We start from the raw sequence: 14883 nt of genomic DNA, 5'->3' as shown, positions 1-14883 counted from the left end.
AGGCCGGGGCCCGGATCTAGCTCTGCGTAGGTCTGCCCGGGAACGCGACCGTGGCCGGATTCGTGCCCAGGATCTTCTGCCAGGTGGCCAGGCGCACCGAACACTCGGTCAGGGCTTCGGTGCCGGTGCGGCGGACGGCCGGGGAGTCGGCGCGTTCGATGGCCGAGCGCCAGGCGATCGCGGTATCGGTTTCGACCGTGACGGCGAGTTTGGCCGCCGGAATCGGATCGTTCACCGTGAACGGCGGCGGGTAGGCCGCGGCGGGGCCGGGGACCGATGCCCCGGTGGCCTTCAGTGCGTCGATGGTGGCGTCGCGGCGCGCGCGGTGGGCCGCGGTGAAGTCGACGATGATCTGGTTGCGGTCCGCGGCCGCGTAGGCCGAGATGACGCCGTAGGCGTAGACGGCGGCGTATTCGGCGTTGAGCGCAGCGGTCAACGCCGACTGATCAGCGGTACTCATCAGGATTCCGCCTTGGATACTCCGGTTGCATGAGAACGTCTTTCGATAGTATGTTCGAGTGTGTGAGGTGGTGCACATACCGGCTGCGGCCGGGACGCGCCGCCGATCCGGTGTTGTCATGACGTGCGGTCGGTGTTTCGCGAGAACCAAGCGACTCGAACTGCACGAGAGGAACTTCCGGTGCGAGGCTTGCGGATTCGCAGACAGTCGGGACCGGAACGCTGCCAGAGTGATTCTGGCCGTGGCAGAACGGGGCCACGTCGGTGTCGAGGATGTAAGACAATCGGATCACCTCCTCCGGGTGGGTGGTTCGGTTGCGGTCTGAGCTGGAAATCTCCCGCCTTCAGGCAGGAGAGCCGTTAAGTCAGCAGAACCTCCACGTGGGCGGCGCAGGACGCGCTGATCGAGGCCAGCAGCCCGGCGCGGTAGGCGGAAATCGTCGGCGCCGCGTCGGCGGCCGACTTCTGTGCCGTGGCGATCCGGGTGCGCACGGCATCGACGGTCGGTGGCGGCGACGGGGCGACCGGGGGCGTGACCGGCGGGCTGGCCGACTTCGGTTTGGTGCCGTCGCCGTACAGGCCGATGGCTCGATCGATCTCGGCGCGCAGGGCGTCGGCGTGGGCGGTGCGCTGGGTCGCGACGACGGTCAGCGCGGCAGCCTTGTCGGGTGCGGTGGCCGCGGCGGCCCTCGCCCACACCGCGTCGGTGCGAGCCGAAACCTCGTGCGGCAGTAGTGCGTCCGGCTCTAGTGGCTTGTCCTTGGCGCAGGCCGCGGCGCTCAGGGACATGATCGCGAACGCACCGCCGCCCGCGACGCGCAGCAGCGCCCGGCGGTCGAGTGCGGCGGTCCGAATTCCTGCATCGGCGGCGGGTGGCGCGGAACTGCCGGGTGGATGGACGCGATGACTGGTCGGCACGCGTACATCGTGCCAGTCATCGTCCCGACCGGGGACGGCGGGCGCGTCGCGGCCCGCGCGGCGACGACGCCGAGCCGACTCTCGTCCGGTCCGGAGCGGGTTCGCTGTGCGGATTCGCGCCCGGCTCGCACCCGAAGCGGCGAACCGCGCCGACGAGAGCCCACGGCGGCCGCTGTGAGCACGGGAAACCTGAGAACGGTGGCTGGTCCTTTACACTCTTGCAGCGCGTTACGCTAGACCTCCGGTGGAGTATTCCGCCGACGCCGCGCGCCGACCATGCTCGACCAGGACCGATACCGACAACTCCAACCCGCCACAACTGAACCAGGAGCCGCCCCACATGCCGATGCCGACCGAGGAAAGGGTGAGCCAGCTCGTTGCTGAGCTCGTCGAGAGTCGAGGGTTCGATCTCGAGGGCGTTGCTGTGTCGGGCGCGGGCAAGGACCAGGCGCGAGTCGTGGTCACCATCGATAGCGATGCCACCGTCGATCTGGACGCGGTGGCGGACCTGAGCACCGATGTCTCCGAAATCCTGGACGAGGCGGGTGATTTCGGTGAAACTCCGTATCTGCTCGAAGTCACCACCCCCGGGGTGGACCGTCCGTTGACCCATCCACGCCACTGGCGCCGCGCTCGCGGCCGCAAGGTGCGCATCACCCTGCGCCCCGATGCGCCCGTTCCCGAGGACACCGGGAAGTTCGAGGCCCGAGTCGGTGAGACCACCGACACCGAGGTGGCTCTGGTACTCGGCGGACGGCGAAAGCCCCACCGCGTCCACATCCCGCTCGCCGATATCGAGCGCGCCGTGGTCCAGGTGGAATTCTCCGCGCCGGGCGCGGCGGAGATGGAACTCGCCGGGGGAGTCGCCCCCGGACGCCCGGCGCCCGGGGCACAGGACGACCAGGGAGCAATCCAATCAGCGCCAGCTTCGACCGAAGGGACCATGGCATGAACATCGAAATCGAAGCCCTGCGCGCGATCGTCGCGGACAAGGGCATCGCGATGGAGACCGTGATCTCCGCGATCGAGTCCGCCCTACTCACCGCCTACCGGCACACCGAGGGTCACGAGCCCAACGCGCGCATCGACATCAACCAGAAGTCCGGTGTGGTGCGGGTGATGGCTCGCGAACTCGACGCGGACGGCAACGTCATCTCCGAATGGGACGACACCCCCGAGGGGTTCGGGCGCATCGCCGCGACGACCGCGCGTCAGGTGGTGCTGCAGCGGTTGCGCGATGCGGAGAACGAGAAGTCGTTCGGCGAATTCTCCACGCACGAGGGCGATATCGTCGGCGGCGTCGTGCAGCGCGACGCCCGGATGAACGCCCGCGGAACCATCGTGGTGCGGATCGGCAGCGAGGTGCACGGGACCGAGGGGCTGATCCCGCCCGCCGAGCAGGTGCCGGGGGAGAAGTACGAGCACGGCGATCGGATCAAGTGCTACGTGGTGGGCGTCTCGCGCGGGCCGCGTGGTCCGCAGATCACGCTCTCGCGCACGCATCCGAATCTGGTGCGGCGGCTGTTCGCGCTGGAGGTGCCCGAGATCGCCGACGGCTCGGTGGAGATCGTCGCGGTCGCCCGCGAGGCCGGGCACCGCTCCAAGATCGCCGTGCGCACCACCGTGTCGGGCGTGAACGCCAAGGGCGCGTGCATCGGCCCGATGGGCCAGCGCGTGCGCAACGTGATGAGCGAGCTCGCGGGCGAGAAGATCGACATCATCGACTACGCCGAGGATCCGGCCACCTTCGTCGGGAATGCGCTGTCCCCGTCGAAGGTTGTCTCCGTCACGGTCGTCGACGAGGAGGGCCGTGCCGCGCGGGTGGTCGTCCCGGATTTCCAGCTGTCGCTGGCGATCGGCAAGGAGGGGCAGAACGCCCGCCTGGCCGCGCGCCTGACGGGCTGGCGGATCGATATCCGCAGCGATGCGGCGCCGGATCCGGCAGGCCCGATGCGTTCGGAGGCCCAGCGCGGGTGAGAGATTTCTCGCACGGGATGACAGGTTGGTAGCTAACCAGAGGGCTGGATGCGGGGTTCCGGACATGACAGCGGTACAGTGGACGTTGGCTCAGCGCGAGTCTTCGGCACCGCCGCGCACCGGACCCGTCCGGACGTGCATCGGATGCCGGAAACGCGAGCTGGCCGCCGATCTGTTGCGGATCGTGGCGCAGACGTCCGGAACGGACAGCGTTGCGATCGTTCCCGATCCGCGGCGCAGACTTCCCGGAAGGGGTGCCTGGTTGCACCCCTCATCGGCTTGTCTGAGCAATGCGGAACGGCGTCGATCGTTCGGCAGAGCACTACGAGTGTCCGGAAAACTGGATATCTCAGCCCTGGAGCACTACCTCGAGAACAGGCACGAGCACTCATGAGCACACCGTGAAGTACCAGCGATGAACGTCCATCGGAGATAACCCGAGGTCGTGCGGGCCCCCCGTCCACAGGTGACGGGCCGCCACGCTCGACCTCTCAGTGAGGAGAGCAGTGGCAGGCAAGGCCCGCGTGCACGAGTTGGCCAAAGAACTCGGTGTCACGAGCAAGGAACTACTCGCAACGCTCAAGGAGCAGGGCGAGTTCGTGAAATCGGCGTCGTCGACGGTGGAAGCACCCGTTGCGCGTCGTCTGCGGGAATCGTTCGCGTCCAAGTCCGCACCCGCCAACGGCAGCGGCAAGTCCGGCGGTCCCCGTCCCGGCCCGGGGCAGTCCGCGCGTCCGGGTCCCAAACCGTCGTCCGGCGCGACGCCCGGTCCCCGTCCGGGACCGCGTCCCACCCCGGCGCCCGCTCCGCCCCCGGCGCAGCAGCCCGAGGCTCCGGCCGCCAAGGCCCCGGCGCCGGCCCCCCGGTCCGAGAACGCTCCGGCGGCCAAGCCGGGTCCCTCGGTGAAGCCGGGTCCGGCCGCCAAGCCCGCGCCGCAGGAGCACGCTCCGCGTCCGGGTGCGGATCGGTCCGGTCCGCGTCCGGCTCCCGGTGGCCCGCGTCCGGGTCAGCAGCAGCGTCCGGCCGCCGCGCAGGGCGGTGGCCCGCGTCCCGGCGGCCCCAAGCCCGGCCCGAAAACCCCTCGGGTGGGCAACAATCCGTTCTCCTCGGCGCCCGAGCGGCCCGCGTCGCGTCCGGCTCCCGGGCCCAGCGGCCCGCGTCCGGGTCCGTCGCAGGGCGGCGGTCCCCGGCCGACGCCCGGTCAGCGTCCCGGCCCCGGTCAGGGCGGTCAGCGTCCGGCCGCGGCGCAGGGCGGTGGCCCGCGTCCGGGTGGTCCGCGTCCCAGCCCCGGCTCGATGCCGCCGCGGCCGAATCCGGGTGCGATGCCGCAGCGTGCGGCACGTCCGGGTCCGAGCGGCGCCGGTCGTCCGGGTCGTCCGGGCGGTGGTCCCGGTGGCGGCGGCGGTCGTCCCGGTGGCGGCGGCGGCGGTTACCGCGGTGGCGGTGGCGGCGCCGGCACGGGTGGTCCCGGTGGCGGTGCCGGTGCGGGTGCTCCCGCAGCCGGTGGCTTCCGGGGACGTCCCGGTGGCGGCGGCGGTCGTCCCGGTGGTCCGGGTGGTCGCGGCGGTGCCGCGGGTGCGTTCGGACGTCCCGGTGGTGCGCCGCGTCGCGGCCGCAAGTCCAAGCGTCAGAAGCGCCAGGAATACGACTCGATGCAGGCGCCCGCCGTCGGCGGCGTGCGGCTGCCGCGCGGTAACGGCGAGATCATCCGGCTCGCCCGTGGTGCGTCGCTGTCCGACTTCGCCGAGAAGATCAACGCCAACCCGGCCTCGCTGGTCCAGGCGCTGTTCAACCTCGGTGAGATGGTCACCGCGACCCAGTCGGTGAACGACGAGACGCTCGAGCTGCTCGGCGGCGAGATGAACTACGTCGTGCACGTGGTCTCCCCGGAGGACGAGGACCGCGAGCTGCTGGAGAGCTTCGACCTCACCTACGGCGAGGACGAGGGCGGCGAGGAGGACCTGCAGGTCCGCCCGCCGGTGGTCACCGTCATGGGCCACGTCGATCACGGTAAGACCCGACTGCTGGACACCATCCGCAAGACCAACGTCCGCGAGGGCGAGGCCGGCGGAATCACCCAGCACATCGGCGCGTACCAGGTCCTGACGAACGTCAACGACGAGGACCGCCTGATCACCTTCATCGACACCCCGGGTCACGAGGCGTTCACCGCCATGCGTGCCCGTGGTGCGAAGTCCACGGACATCGCGGTGCTGGTGGTCGCCGCCGACGACGGCGTCATGCCGCAGACGGTGGAGGCGATCAACCACGCGCAGGCCGCGGACGTGCCGATCGTGGTGGCGGTCAACAAGATCGACAAGGAGGGTGCGAACCCTCAGAAGATCCGTCAGCAGCTGACCGAGTACAACCTGGTGGCCGAGGAGTTCGGCGGCGACACCATGTTCGTCGACATCTCCGCCCGGCAGAACATCAACATCCAGGGTCTGCTGGAAGCGGTCGTGCTGACCGCGGACGCGGCGCTGGATCTGCGGGCCAACCCGGATATGGACGCGCAGGGTGTCGCCATCGAGGCGCACCTGGACCGCGGTCGCGGTCCGGTGGCCACGGTGCTCATCCAGCGCGGCACCCTGCGGGTCGGCGACTCGATCGTCGCGGGCGATGCCTACGGGCGTGTGCGCCGCATGGTCGACGAGCACGGCGAGGATGTCGATGCGGCCCTGCCCTCGCGGCCGGTCCAGGTCATCGGCTTCACGTCGGTGCCCGGTGCGGGTGACAACCTGCTCGTCGTCGAGGAGGACCGCATCGCGCGGCAGATCGCCGACCGGCGCAATGCGCGCAAGCGCAACGCACTGGCCGCGCGCAGCCGCAAGCGGATCAGCCTGGAAGATCTGGATGCCGCTCTGAAGGAGACCTCGGAGCTGAACCTGATTCTCAAGGGCGACAACTCGGGTACCGTCGAGGCGCTCGAGGAGGCCCTGCTGGGCATCGAGATCAGCGACGAGGTGCGCCTGCGGGTCATCGACCGCGGTGTCGGTGGCGTCACCGAGACCAACGTCAACCTGGCCTCGGCGTCGAACGCGATCATCATCGGATTCAACGTTCGCGCGGAGGGCAAGGCGACCGAGCTGGCCAACCGCGAGGGCGTGGACATCCGGTACTACTCGGTGATCTACCAGGCCATCGACGAGATCGAGAAGGCCCTCAAGGGCATGCTCAAGCCGATCTACGAAGAGGTCGAGCTGGGGCGTGCGGAGATCCGGGCGATCTTCCGCTCCTCGAAGATCGGCAATATCGCCGGTTGTATGGTCACCGCGGGTTCGGTCAAGCGCAACGCCAAGGTGCGCCTGCTCCGCGACAATGTCGTGGTCGCCGAGACCACGCTGCAGTCGTTGCGCCGGGAGAAGGACGATGTCATGGAGGCTCGCGAGGGCTTCGAATGTGGTATCACCCTGGGCTACAACGACATCAAGGAAGGCGACGTCATCGAGGCCTTCGAGCTTCGGGAGAAGCCGCGGGACTGAGCGGATCCAGTACCTGTCACATCGTCGTCGTTCCGCGCCCGCGGTCGGGTCTTCCGGCCGCGGGCGGCGGGACGGCGGCGGTGGGATCGGCACCGCTGAAAAGCAAAGAGGTGAGCCCTTGTTCATCGGAGCGCTCGAGTTCGACATCCTGCTCGGCGACGTTCATTCGCTGAAGCAGAAGCGTTCCGTCATCCGCCCGGTCGTGGCCGAGCTGCAGCGCTTCGGTGTCAGCGCGGCCGAGGGCGGAGAGCACGACAAACATCGCCGTACTCTGCTGGGCGTCGCCCTGGTCAGCTCCGAGATGGGTCATCTCACCCAGGTGCTGGACAAGTGCGAACGCCACGTGGCGGCGCGTCCGGAGCTAGAGTTGCTGGCAGTACGCCGCAGGATCTTCGGGCCAGAGGACTGACCGGCGGCATCGTGTCCGCCGCTAGTGGATACTTCAGGAGGACGCCATGGTGGATCAAGCCAGGGCACGCCGACTCGCGAAGCGGATCGTCTCGATCGTGGGTACGGCGATCGAATACGAGATCAAAGATCCGAGACTGAGTTTCGTGACGATCACCGACGCCAAGGTGACCGGTGATCTGCGCGAAGCGACCGTCTACTACACCGTGCTGGGCCAGAACCTGCAGTCCGAGCCCGACTACGCGGCCGCGGCCGCGGGTCTGGACAAGGCGAAGGGCGTACTGCGCTCCAAGGTCGGCGCGGCGACGGGGATCAAGTTCACCCCCTCGCTGGCCTTCGTGCTGGATACCGTGCCGGACGCGGCACGCGAGATGGAGGAGCTGCTGGCTCGGGCCCGTGCGGTCGACGAGCGGGTGGCTCAGGTCGCCGCGAACGCGACCCATGCCGGTGACGCCGATCCCTACAAGACCGAACCGGACGAAGAAGACTGACCGCGGTTTCGTGGTCGCCGCGGTGGGAAGCCGGTCTTATAGCGGTGCTCGGTGTGATCGCACCGAGGCCGCCCCACCGCCAGAGGAAACGTGGTCGAGACCATGACAGCAGTAACGCCGACAGCCGATCTCGCTGCGGCCGTGCAGGTTCTGGACGCGGCGCGGTCGGTGACCGTGCTGTGTCACGTTCAGCCCGACGCCGACACCATCGGCAGTGGGCTGGCACTCGCGCAGGTGTTGCACCGGCGCGGGACGCCGGTGCGGGTCTCCTTCGCCGCGCCGGCCGAATTACCGGTCTCGATGCGTTCGCTGCCGGGCACCGAACATCTGGTGCCGCCGGAGCAGGTGCCCGCCGAGGTGGACGTACTGGTCGCCGTGGATTGCGGCAGTGCCGGTCGACTCGGCGCGCTGGCCGGCCGGATCGCCGGTGCGGCAACGACTCTGGTGCTCGACCATCATCGTTCCAACACCTGTTTCGGCTCGGTGAACGTGGTGGATCCGACCGCGGAGTCGACCACCGCGCTGCTGGCCCGGATCCTCGATGCCTGGGGTGAGCCGATCGATCACGACATCGCGTTCTGCCTGTTCGCGGGTCTGGTCACCGACACCGGATCCTTCAAGTGGGCGGGCCCCGGCACACACAAACTTGCCGAGAGATTGCTGGCAACCGGTATCGACGGTGCGGGCATCACTCGGACGTTGATGGACACCCATCCGTTCGGCTGGCTCGGCATGCTCTCCCGAGTTCTGGGCACCGCGCGGATCGAACCGTCCGCCGCCGACGGCGCCGGTCTGGTCTACGTCTTCGTGCGCCGCGAGGATATGAGCGGGGTGCGTTCGGAGGAGGTCGAGAGCGTCATCGACGTCATCCGCACCACGGCCGAGGCCGCGATCGCGGTGGTGTTCAAGGAATCTCGCACCACCGCCGAACTCTGGACGGTCTCGCTGCGCTCGCGTGCCTCGGGCATCGGCGCGGACGACGGCGTCGACGTGGCGCGCGTCGCGACGGTCCTGGGCGGTGGCGGTCACCGCTACGCGGCCGGTTACACGACCACCGGAAGTCCCGAACATCTCGTGGCGGCCCTCCTGACAGCGCTCGACGCTGTCGGTTAGCCGACCGGATTCCACGGCATCGACCGGGATAGTGCCCGGTAGCGGACTTGTCGGACCTCTGTGCGATGGTGGTGTCGGCTTTGTCGGGCGATCGGGAAGGGCTGTGGTGGACTCGATCGGAGGGGCGCTGTCCGGTGGTCCGGATGGGTGCGTCGATTGTGTGAGGGGCGGGCGCGGTGTCCGGTGACGCGGTGCGTGAGCAGGTGACGGGGCAGGACGTCGCACAGGCAGAACTCCCGGCGGCCGGTCCCGGGCGGATTCTGCGGATCGCGATTCCGACGTTGGGCGTGCTGGTGGCCGAGCCGATCTATCTGCTGTTCGATATGGCGGTGGTGGGGCGGCTGGGTGCGCTGGCGCTGGCGGGGCTCGCGGTCGGCGGGCTGATTCTCGGACTGGTCAGCACGCAGCTGACGTTCCTGAGCTACGGCACGACCGCGCGCGCGGCCCGCCGGCACGGGGCGGGGGATACTTACGGGGCCGTGGGCGAGGGAGTGCAGGCCAGTTGGCTGGCGATCGGGATCGGGGTGGCGATCATCGTGGTGCTGCAGGTGCTCGCGGGGCCGATCACCCACGCGGTCGCGGGGCGGGCCGATATCGCGGACGAGGCCGTGCGCTGGGTGCGTATCGCCTGCTGCGGCGTGCCGATGATCCTGCTGGCCAATGCCGGGAACGGCTGGATGCGCGGAGTGCAGCGGATACGTCGTCCGCTGGTGTATGTGATCGCGGGACTGGTGATTTCGGCCCTGCTGTGTCCGACACTGGTGCACGGACTGCTGGGCGCGCCCCGGATGGGGCTGGCCGGATCGGCGACGGCGAATCTGGCCGGGCAGCTGGTTTCCGGCGGGTTCTTCCTGAGTTCGCTCGTGCGGCAACGGGTTCCGCTGGCTCCGCAGCCGGAGATCATGCGCGATCAGTTGCGGCTCGGCCGGGATCTGATCATGCGCAGCTTCGCCTTCCAGGCGTGTTTCGTCTCCGCGGGCGCGGTGGCCGCACGATTCGGTGCGGCCTCGGTCGCGGCGCATCAGCTGGTGTTGCAGCTGTGGAACTTCCTGAGCCTGACGCTGGACTCGCTGGCGATCGCGGCGCAGACGCTGGTGGGCGCGGCGCTGGGCGCGGGCCACGCGGCCGGTGCCCAGCGGCTGGCGCGGCGGATCACGGCCTGGTCGACGCTGTTCGCGGTCGTGCTCGCGGTGATCTTCGCGGCAGGCAGCGTCCTGGTACCGGAGTTGTTCACCGGTGATGCGCAGGTCCTCGATCGCGTTCACGTGATCTGGTGGTTCTTCGTTCCGCTGATCCCGGTGGCCGGGGTGGTCTTCGCCCTGGACGGTGTGCTGCTCGGCGCGGGCGATGCGGCCTATCTGCGCAACACCACGATGCTGGCCGGTCTGCTCGGTTTCCTGCCGATGATCTGGCTGTCGCTGGTGTTCCACTGGGGGATCGCCGGAATCTGGGCGGGGTTGAGCGGTTTCATCGTCGCGCGCCTGGTCGCGGTCGGTATTCGGGCGGTGTCGGGCCGCTGGGCGCGGGTCGGTGCGGAGCTGCCGTCGTAGCACGGTTGGCCTGTGGGCCCGGGGGCATGGGAATGTGGAGGGGGACAGCCGCGGTTACGCAGGGGACGCGGGCGAGCAGAGAGGTGTGTGCCGGGTGGTTCCGAAGCTGATGGCGGTGAGCGATATCCATGTCGGGCATCAGGGCAACAAGCCAGTGGTCGAGGCGATTCGCGCCGACTCGCCAGAGGACTGGCTGATCGTCGCCGGGGACGTCGGGGAGCGCAGTGACGATATTCGCTGGGCGCTGAGCGTCCTGCGGGAGCGGTTCGCCAAGGTGATCTGGGTGCCCGGCAATCACGAACTGTGGACCACGGCAAAGGACCCGGTGCAGATGCGTGGCGCGGCGCGCTACGACTATCTGGTGTCGCTGTGCCGCGACCTAGACGTGCTCACGCCGGAGGATCCGTTCCCGGTGTGGGAGGGCGAGGGTTCGCAGGAGTTCGGCGGTCCGGTGACGCTCGCGCCGATGTTCCTGCTCTACGACTACTCCTGGATGCCCGAGGGCGCGTACACCGCGACCGACGCGCTGCGCATCGCCCGGGACCGCAACGTCGTCGCGACCGACGAGTTCCTGCTCTCCCCGGATCCGTACATCACCCGCGATGCCTGGTGCGAGGCCCGGGTGAAGTACACCCGCCGCCGTCTGGACGATCTCGAACCCGGCACCCCGGTCGTGCTGATCAACCACTTCCCGCTGAACCGCGAACCCACCCGGATGCTGTTCTATCCGGAATTCGCGCTGTGGTGCGGCACCGAACTCACCGCCGATTGGCACACCCGCTACAACGTGGTCTGCTCGGTCTACGGCCACTTGCACATTCCGCGCACCACGTATTACGACGGGGTTCGCTTCGAGGAGGTCTCGCTCGGTTATCCGCGCGAATGGAAGCGTCGCGGTCTGCCCGACAAACTGCTGCGCCAGATCTTGCCTGCCCCGAATTACGGCCCGGACGATCTGAACCAATGGGGCGGCCACTTCAAGGTCACCCCGGAGATGGCCGAGGCCGCCGAGAAGATGCGTCAGATGGCCGAACGCCGCCGCGGCCTCGCCTGATCGGTACAGCCGAGGTGGTTCCACTGTCCTGAGACATCGCGACGGATGGGCCGGATCTCGGAGGATGTATGCCCGGGCAGCGCATCCGGGCCCTCGGCTAGGCTCGTGGAGCAGGTGAACAGCGATTCAGGAGGCGGTCATCGAGGAGTCGGCGAGCGAGATGCGCGAGGCAGGCGGCGTGTCCGATCACGGTGGGGCCGGTGAACGTACCGAACGCGGCGGACCCGCACGCATACTCGGCAGAATCCTGCCCAGCGGTGTGGCCACGGCGGAACTGGTGCAGTATCCCGAGGGTCTGCGGGTGCATCCGGGCGAGGAACATCTGATCGCCAAATCGGTGGAGAAGCGGCGGCGGGATTTCATCGGCGCTCGGTATTGCGCCCGGCAGGCGCTGGCGCAACTGGGTGAGCCGGAGGTGGCGATCGGCAAGGGGGAGCGGGGTATGCCGCTGTTCCCGCGCGGTGTCGTCGGCAGCCTGACCCATTGCGACGGATATCGGGCCGCGGCGCTGGCGCATCGGTTGCGCTGGCGGTCGATCGGGATCGATGCCGAACCGCACGGTCCGCTGCCCGAGGGCGTGCTGGACTCGGTGAGCCTGCCCGCGGAACGCACCTGGCTCGCGGGTGCGCTCCCGGCGACCGGCCTGCATCTGGACCGGCTGCTGTTCTGCGCGAAGGAGGCCACCTACAAGGCGTGGTTCCCATTGACGTTGCGCTGGTTGGGATTCGAGGATGCGCACATCACCTTCACCATCGATGACGACGGCTCCTCCGGTGGTTTCCACACCGAACTGCTGGTGCCCGGGCAGACCACCGACGGCGGCGCACCGCTGCAGTCCTTCGACGGACGCTGGCTGATCGCCGAGGGGCTGATCCTGACCGGCATCGCGGTCGGCTGATGGGGCGCGAACCCGCGCTGGTGGATGCGCTCGGCGGCCTGCTGCTCGTTGACAAGGCGGGTGGTATGACCAGCCACGACGTGGTATCCCGCTGCCGAAAGATCCTGCGCACCCGCAAGATCGGCCACGCCGGAACGCTGGACCCGATGGCGACCGGTGTGCTGGTGCTGGGCGTCGAGCGCGCCACGAAGATGCTCGGTCTGCTCAGTCTCACCACCAAGGCGTATTCCGCGACGATCCGGCTGGGACAGTCCACGGTGACCGACGATGCCGAGGGCGAGACCCTCGCCACCACACCGGCCGCTCATCTCGCCGACGCCGATATCGCTTCCGGCGCAGCACGATTGACCGGCGATATCGAACAGATCCCGGCCACGGTCAGCGCGATCAAGGTCGACGGTGAGCGCGCCTACGCCCGCGCCCGCGCGGGAGAAGACGTGCAACTCGCCGCGCGCCCGGTCACGGTCTCCCGCTTCGATCTACTCGCCCGACGCGATATCGACACCGGTACAACCACATTCGTGGACCTGGACGTCGAGGTCGAATGCTCCTCGGGCACCTACATCCGTGCCCTGGCCCGCGATCTGGGTGAAAGTCTCGGCGTCGGAGGTCATCTCACCGCTCTGCGCCGGACCCGAGTGGGTCCGTTCACCCTGGACCACGCCCGCACCCTGGAATCCCTGGCCGAGGATCCGACCCTCAACCTCGACATCGATTCCGCTGCGCGCCTTGCCTTCCCACACCGCACCATCACCCCCGAGCAGGCCGAATCCCTCCGCGACGGCCGCTGGCTGGACCCGATCGGCCAACGCGGCGTCCACGCCGCCCTCACCGAGGACGGCCGGGCGATCGCACTGCTGGAAGAGAAGGGCAAGCGCTCGTCACCGGTTCTGGTGGTCCGGCCGCGCGGCCTGATCGACTGAGCCACAAGGATATCCCCGCCCGGCCCGATCTGCCGCAGCCTCTTGATCCTGGACCTCGGTGATGACGTCGGCCTGGCCCAGCGTGCTGCGCGCTTCGTAAAGGCGGCCGTTGTTCATGGGGGCCGAGCGTTGTGCCGCTACAACTTTCAGCTCACGTCCGGCTCGGCCTCCGGCTCGGGCTGTTGCAGGGGGCGGAGGCGTTCGACCGCGTCGTGCATGTGGTCGATCAGCAGGGTGCGGGCGCGGGCGGGGGAGCCCTCGCCGATCGCCTCGCGCAGCTCGACGTGTTCGCGGGCCTGGTCACGGATGTCCGGGTAGGCCGTTTGCAGGGCGCCCAGGCACATGCGGGTCTCGATCAGCAGGGTGCGCGCGGCGCGGGTGAGGCGGGTGCTGGCGGCGCTGTCCACCAGCGCCTCGTGGAATGCCTGGTCGGCGGCGGAGACCCCGACGGAGTCACCGCGTTCGGCGCAGGTCAGCATGTCGGCGACGCTGGGGCCGAGGGCCTCGTAGGCGATGGTGCGACGTCCGTCCAGGATCAGCTCCAGCGCACCGCCTTCGATGGCGGTGCGCGCCCGGTAGACGTCGATCACGTCCTCGGGGGTCAGCTCGATGACGAAGATGCCCCGGTGCCGGATGCTGTGCAGCAGACCCTCGGATACCAAGCGCTGCATGGCTTCTCGGACCGGGCCGCGCGAGACGTCGAACTGTGCGGCGAGATCGGCCTCGACCAGCTGTGCGCCGGGGCCGAGGGCGCCGTGCATGATGGCGTCGCGCAGCCGGTCGGCGATCATCTCGGCGGTGGACTGCCGATTCACCGGCTCGAATTCAATGACCGACATGAATCAGCCTTTCGGACAATAGCTTTCCCAGCCCCGACGGTTCGATGACGGAGTCCGGTGTGGCGGCACCGGGCGGCGCTGCGGTGTCGGGAGCATATCCGGCCAGGCGCAGTCCTTCCCAGATGGTCACCTGATTGGCCGTGAGCACCGGCTTGCCCAGAGCCGCCTCCAGCTTCGGCAACACCTCCAGGGTGTGCATGGCGGTATCGGGAATCAACAGCGCCTGCGCATCGGGATGATCGTTGGCCACGGCCAGCTCGAGGACCTGTTCGGGGGACAGTGTGCCGACCTCCGCGGCGGTGTCGATGCCCGCACTGGACATCGACAGGACCTGAATCCCTTCGGCAGCAAGGAAATCCACGAACAGCCGGGCCACGTCGTCGGGATAGCTTGCGCACACCGCGACCCGCGTCACCCCGATCGCCCGCGCCGCGTTCACGAACGCGAAGCTGGTGCTCGACGCGGGCACTGCGGCGGCCTCGGCGAGCCCGCGGACCTGCTCGCGCGCACCGTCCGGTCCGTAGACGAAACTGCCCGAGGTGCAGGCCCACACCACCGCGCTCGGCGCGTACCCGGCCAGCAGTGCGGCCCCTTCGCGCAGCCGGGCCGGACTGCCGAGATCGAGCAGTTCGGGCACCGCGTGCAGGTCGGTGCCGTAGATGTGCGCGACGTGCAGGTCGACGCCCAGTATCGCCGCGGCGCGCGGATAGTCGTCCTCGGCGGCGTGGTCCGGATAGATGAAGCCGATCGCGGGTGTCATGGGTCTCCTTC

General features: G+C 69.0%; 16 protein-coding genes. 12 read left to right on the top strand and 4 right to left on the bottom strand.

Annotated elements, in window-relative coordinates; all coding sequences use genetic code 11:
- Window positions 1–16 precede the first annotated feature (16 nt).
- On the bottom strand, window positions 17–460 hold the full coding sequence (locus ON40_RS22775; protein WP_040825791.1) for a ferritin-like domain-containing protein: 444 nt from the start codon (window positions 458–460) through the stop codon (window positions 17–19).
- 118 nt (window positions 461–578) lie between these two features.
- Between ON40_RS22775 and ON40_RS50065 the strand changes: the two genes are divergently transcribed.
- On the top strand, window positions 579–785 hold the full coding sequence (locus ON40_RS50065; RefSeq protein ID WP_245567937.1) for a zinc ribbon domain-containing protein: 207 nt from the start codon (window positions 579–581) through the stop codon (window positions 783–785).
- A 34-nt stretch (window positions 786–819) separates the two neighbouring features.
- Here ON40_RS50065 and ON40_RS22770 read toward each other — a convergent pair whose 3' ends face one another.
- A complete protein-coding gene (locus ON40_RS22770; protein ID WP_245567936.1) occupies window positions 820–1377 on the bottom strand; it encodes a hypothetical protein in 558 nt (185 codons plus the stop codon).
- A 340-nt stretch (window positions 1378–1717) separates the two neighbouring features.
- Between ON40_RS22770 and rimP the strand changes: the two genes are divergently transcribed.
- The 11 genes from rimP to truB all read left to right on the top strand — a co-directional run bounded on the left by rimP (window position 1718) and on the right by truB (window position 13273).
- Complete coding sequence (gene rimP / locus ON40_RS22765; RefSeq protein WP_040825789.1) at window positions 1718–2329, top strand: ribosome maturation factor RimP; 612 nt, start codon at window positions 1718–1720, stop codon at window positions 2327–2329.
- Window positions 2326–3354 (top strand): transcription termination factor NusA, encoded by a 1029-nt coding sequence (nusA, locus tag ON40_RS22760; protein WP_040825787.1) that lies wholly within the window; start codon window positions 2326–2328, stop codon window positions 3352–3354. The genes rimP and nusA overlap by 4 nt, the downstream gene beginning before the upstream one ends.
- Before the next feature lie 64 nt (window positions 3355–3418).
- Window positions 3419–3748 (top strand): YlxR family protein, encoded by a 330-nt coding sequence (locus ON40_RS50060; RefSeq protein ID WP_083895838.1) that lies wholly within the window; start codon window positions 3419–3421, stop codon window positions 3746–3748.
- Window positions 3749–3860: 112 nt separating this feature from the next.
- The gene (infB, locus tag ON40_RS22750) at window positions 3861–6836 is read left to right on the top strand and encodes a translation initiation factor IF-2 (protein WP_040825783.1); all 2976 of its coding nucleotides are present in this window, start codon (window positions 3861–3863) and stop codon (window positions 6834–6836) included.
- A 118-nt stretch (window positions 6837–6954) separates the two neighbouring features.
- Window positions 6955–7245 carry a DUF503 domain-containing protein gene (locus tag ON40_RS22745; RefSeq protein WP_040825781.1) on the top strand — a complete coding sequence of 97 codons (291 nt, stop codon included), beginning with the start codon at window positions 6955–6957 and terminating at the stop codon, window positions 7243–7245.
- Window positions 7246–7291: 46 nt separating this feature from the next.
- The gene (rbfA, locus tag ON40_RS22740; RefSeq protein ID WP_040825779.1) at window positions 7292–7735 is read left to right on the top strand and encodes a 30S ribosome-binding factor RbfA; all 444 of its coding nucleotides are present in this window, start codon (window positions 7292–7294) and stop codon (window positions 7733–7735) included.
- 102 nt (window positions 7736–7837) lie between these two features.
- Complete coding sequence (locus tag ON40_RS22735) at window positions 7838–8848, top strand: DHH family phosphoesterase (protein ID WP_040826050.1); 1011 nt, start codon at window positions 7838–7840, stop codon at window positions 8846–8848.
- A gap of 203 nt (window positions 8849–9051) precedes the next feature.
- Window positions 9052–10398, top strand: a complete 1347-nt coding sequence (locus ON40_RS22730; protein WP_040826049.1) for an MATE family efflux transporter — start codon at window positions 9052–9054, stop codon at window positions 10396–10398.
- A 94-nt stretch (window positions 10399–10492) separates the two neighbouring features.
- The gene (locus ON40_RS22725; RefSeq protein ID WP_085997765.1) at window positions 10493–11452 is read left to right on the top strand and encodes a metallophosphoesterase family protein; all 960 of its coding nucleotides are present in this window, start codon (window positions 10493–10495) and stop codon (window positions 11450–11452) included.
- 232 nt (window positions 11453–11684) lie between these two features.
- A complete protein-coding gene (npt, locus tag ON40_RS22720) occupies window positions 11685–12350 on the top strand; it encodes a 4'-phosphopantetheinyl transferase Npt (RefSeq protein ID WP_040826048.1) in 666 nt (221 codons plus the stop codon).
- Entirely contained in the window at window positions 12350–13273 is a 924-nt protein-coding gene (gene truB, locus ON40_RS22715; RefSeq protein ID WP_040825774.1) for a tRNA pseudouridine(55) synthase TruB, read from the top strand. The genes npt and truB overlap by 1 nt, the downstream gene beginning before the upstream one ends.
- 146 nt (window positions 13274–13419) lie before the next feature.
- Here the strand turns inward: truB and ON40_RS22710 are convergent, their stop codons facing one another.
- Together ON40_RS22710 and ON40_RS22705 are read right to left on the bottom strand one after the other, a co-directional pair.
- A complete protein-coding gene (locus ON40_RS22710) occupies window positions 13420–14112 on the bottom strand; it encodes a GntR family transcriptional regulator (protein ID WP_040825772.1) in 693 nt (230 codons plus the stop codon).
- Window positions 14099–14872, bottom strand: coding sequence for a maleate cis-trans isomerase family protein (locus ON40_RS22705; RefSeq protein ID WP_083895837.1), 774 nt, complete (start codon window positions 14870–14872; stop codon window positions 14099–14101). The genes ON40_RS22710 and ON40_RS22705 overlap by 14 nt, the downstream gene beginning before the upstream one ends.
- Between the last annotated feature and the right edge of the window lie 11 nt (window positions 14873–14883).

This window comes from Nocardia jiangxiensis NBRC 101359 (assembly GCF_000308615.1).
GTDB lineage: Bacteria > Actinomycetota > Actinomycetes > Mycobacteriales > Mycobacteriaceae > Nocardia > Nocardia jiangxiensis.
The sequence above is the reverse complement of the archived record's forward strand: the minus strand, read 5'-3'. Positions and strand labels throughout refer to the sequence as shown.

What these genes read in the sequence shown, in the direction of transcription:
- ON40_RS22775 (WP_040825791.1), bottom strand. Translation starts at nt 460, where the DNA reads ATGAGTACCGCTGATCAGTCGGCGTTGACCGCTGCGCTCAACGCCGAA.
- ON40_RS50065 (WP_245567937.1), top strand. Translation starts at nt 579, where the DNA reads ATGACGTGCGGTCGGTGTTTCGCGAGAACCAAGCGACTCGAACTGCAC.
- rimP (WP_040825789.1), top strand. Translation starts at nt 1,718, where the DNA reads ATGCCGATGCCGACCGAGGAAAGGGTGAGCCAGCTCGTTGCTGAGCTC.
- nusA (WP_040825787.1), top strand. Translation starts at nt 2,326, where the DNA reads ATGAACATCGAAATCGAAGCCCTGCGCGCGATCGTCGCGGACAAGGGC.
- ON40_RS50060 (WP_083895838.1), top strand. Translation starts at nt 3,419, where the DNA reads ATGACAGCGGTACAGTGGACGTTGGCTCAGCGCGAGTCTTCGGCACCG.
- rbfA (WP_040825779.1), top strand. Translation starts at nt 7,292, where the DNA reads ATGGTGGATCAAGCCAGGGCACGCCGACTCGCGAAGCGGATCGTCTCG.
- ON40_RS22735 (WP_040826050.1), top strand. Translation starts at nt 7,838, where the DNA reads ATGACAGCAGTAACGCCGACAGCCGATCTCGCTGCGGCCGTGCAGGTT.
- truB (WP_040825774.1), top strand. Translation starts at nt 12,350, where the DNA reads ATGGGGCGCGAACCCGCGCTGGTGGATGCGCTCGGCGGCCTGCTGCTC.
- ON40_RS22710 (WP_040825772.1), bottom strand. Translation starts at nt 14,112, where the DNA reads ATGTCGGTCATTGAATTCGAGCCGGTGAATCGGCAGTCCACCGCCGAG.
- ON40_RS22705 (WP_083895837.1), bottom strand. Translation starts at nt 14,872, where the DNA reads ATGACACCCGCGATCGGCTTCATCTATCCGGACCACGCCGCCGAGGAC.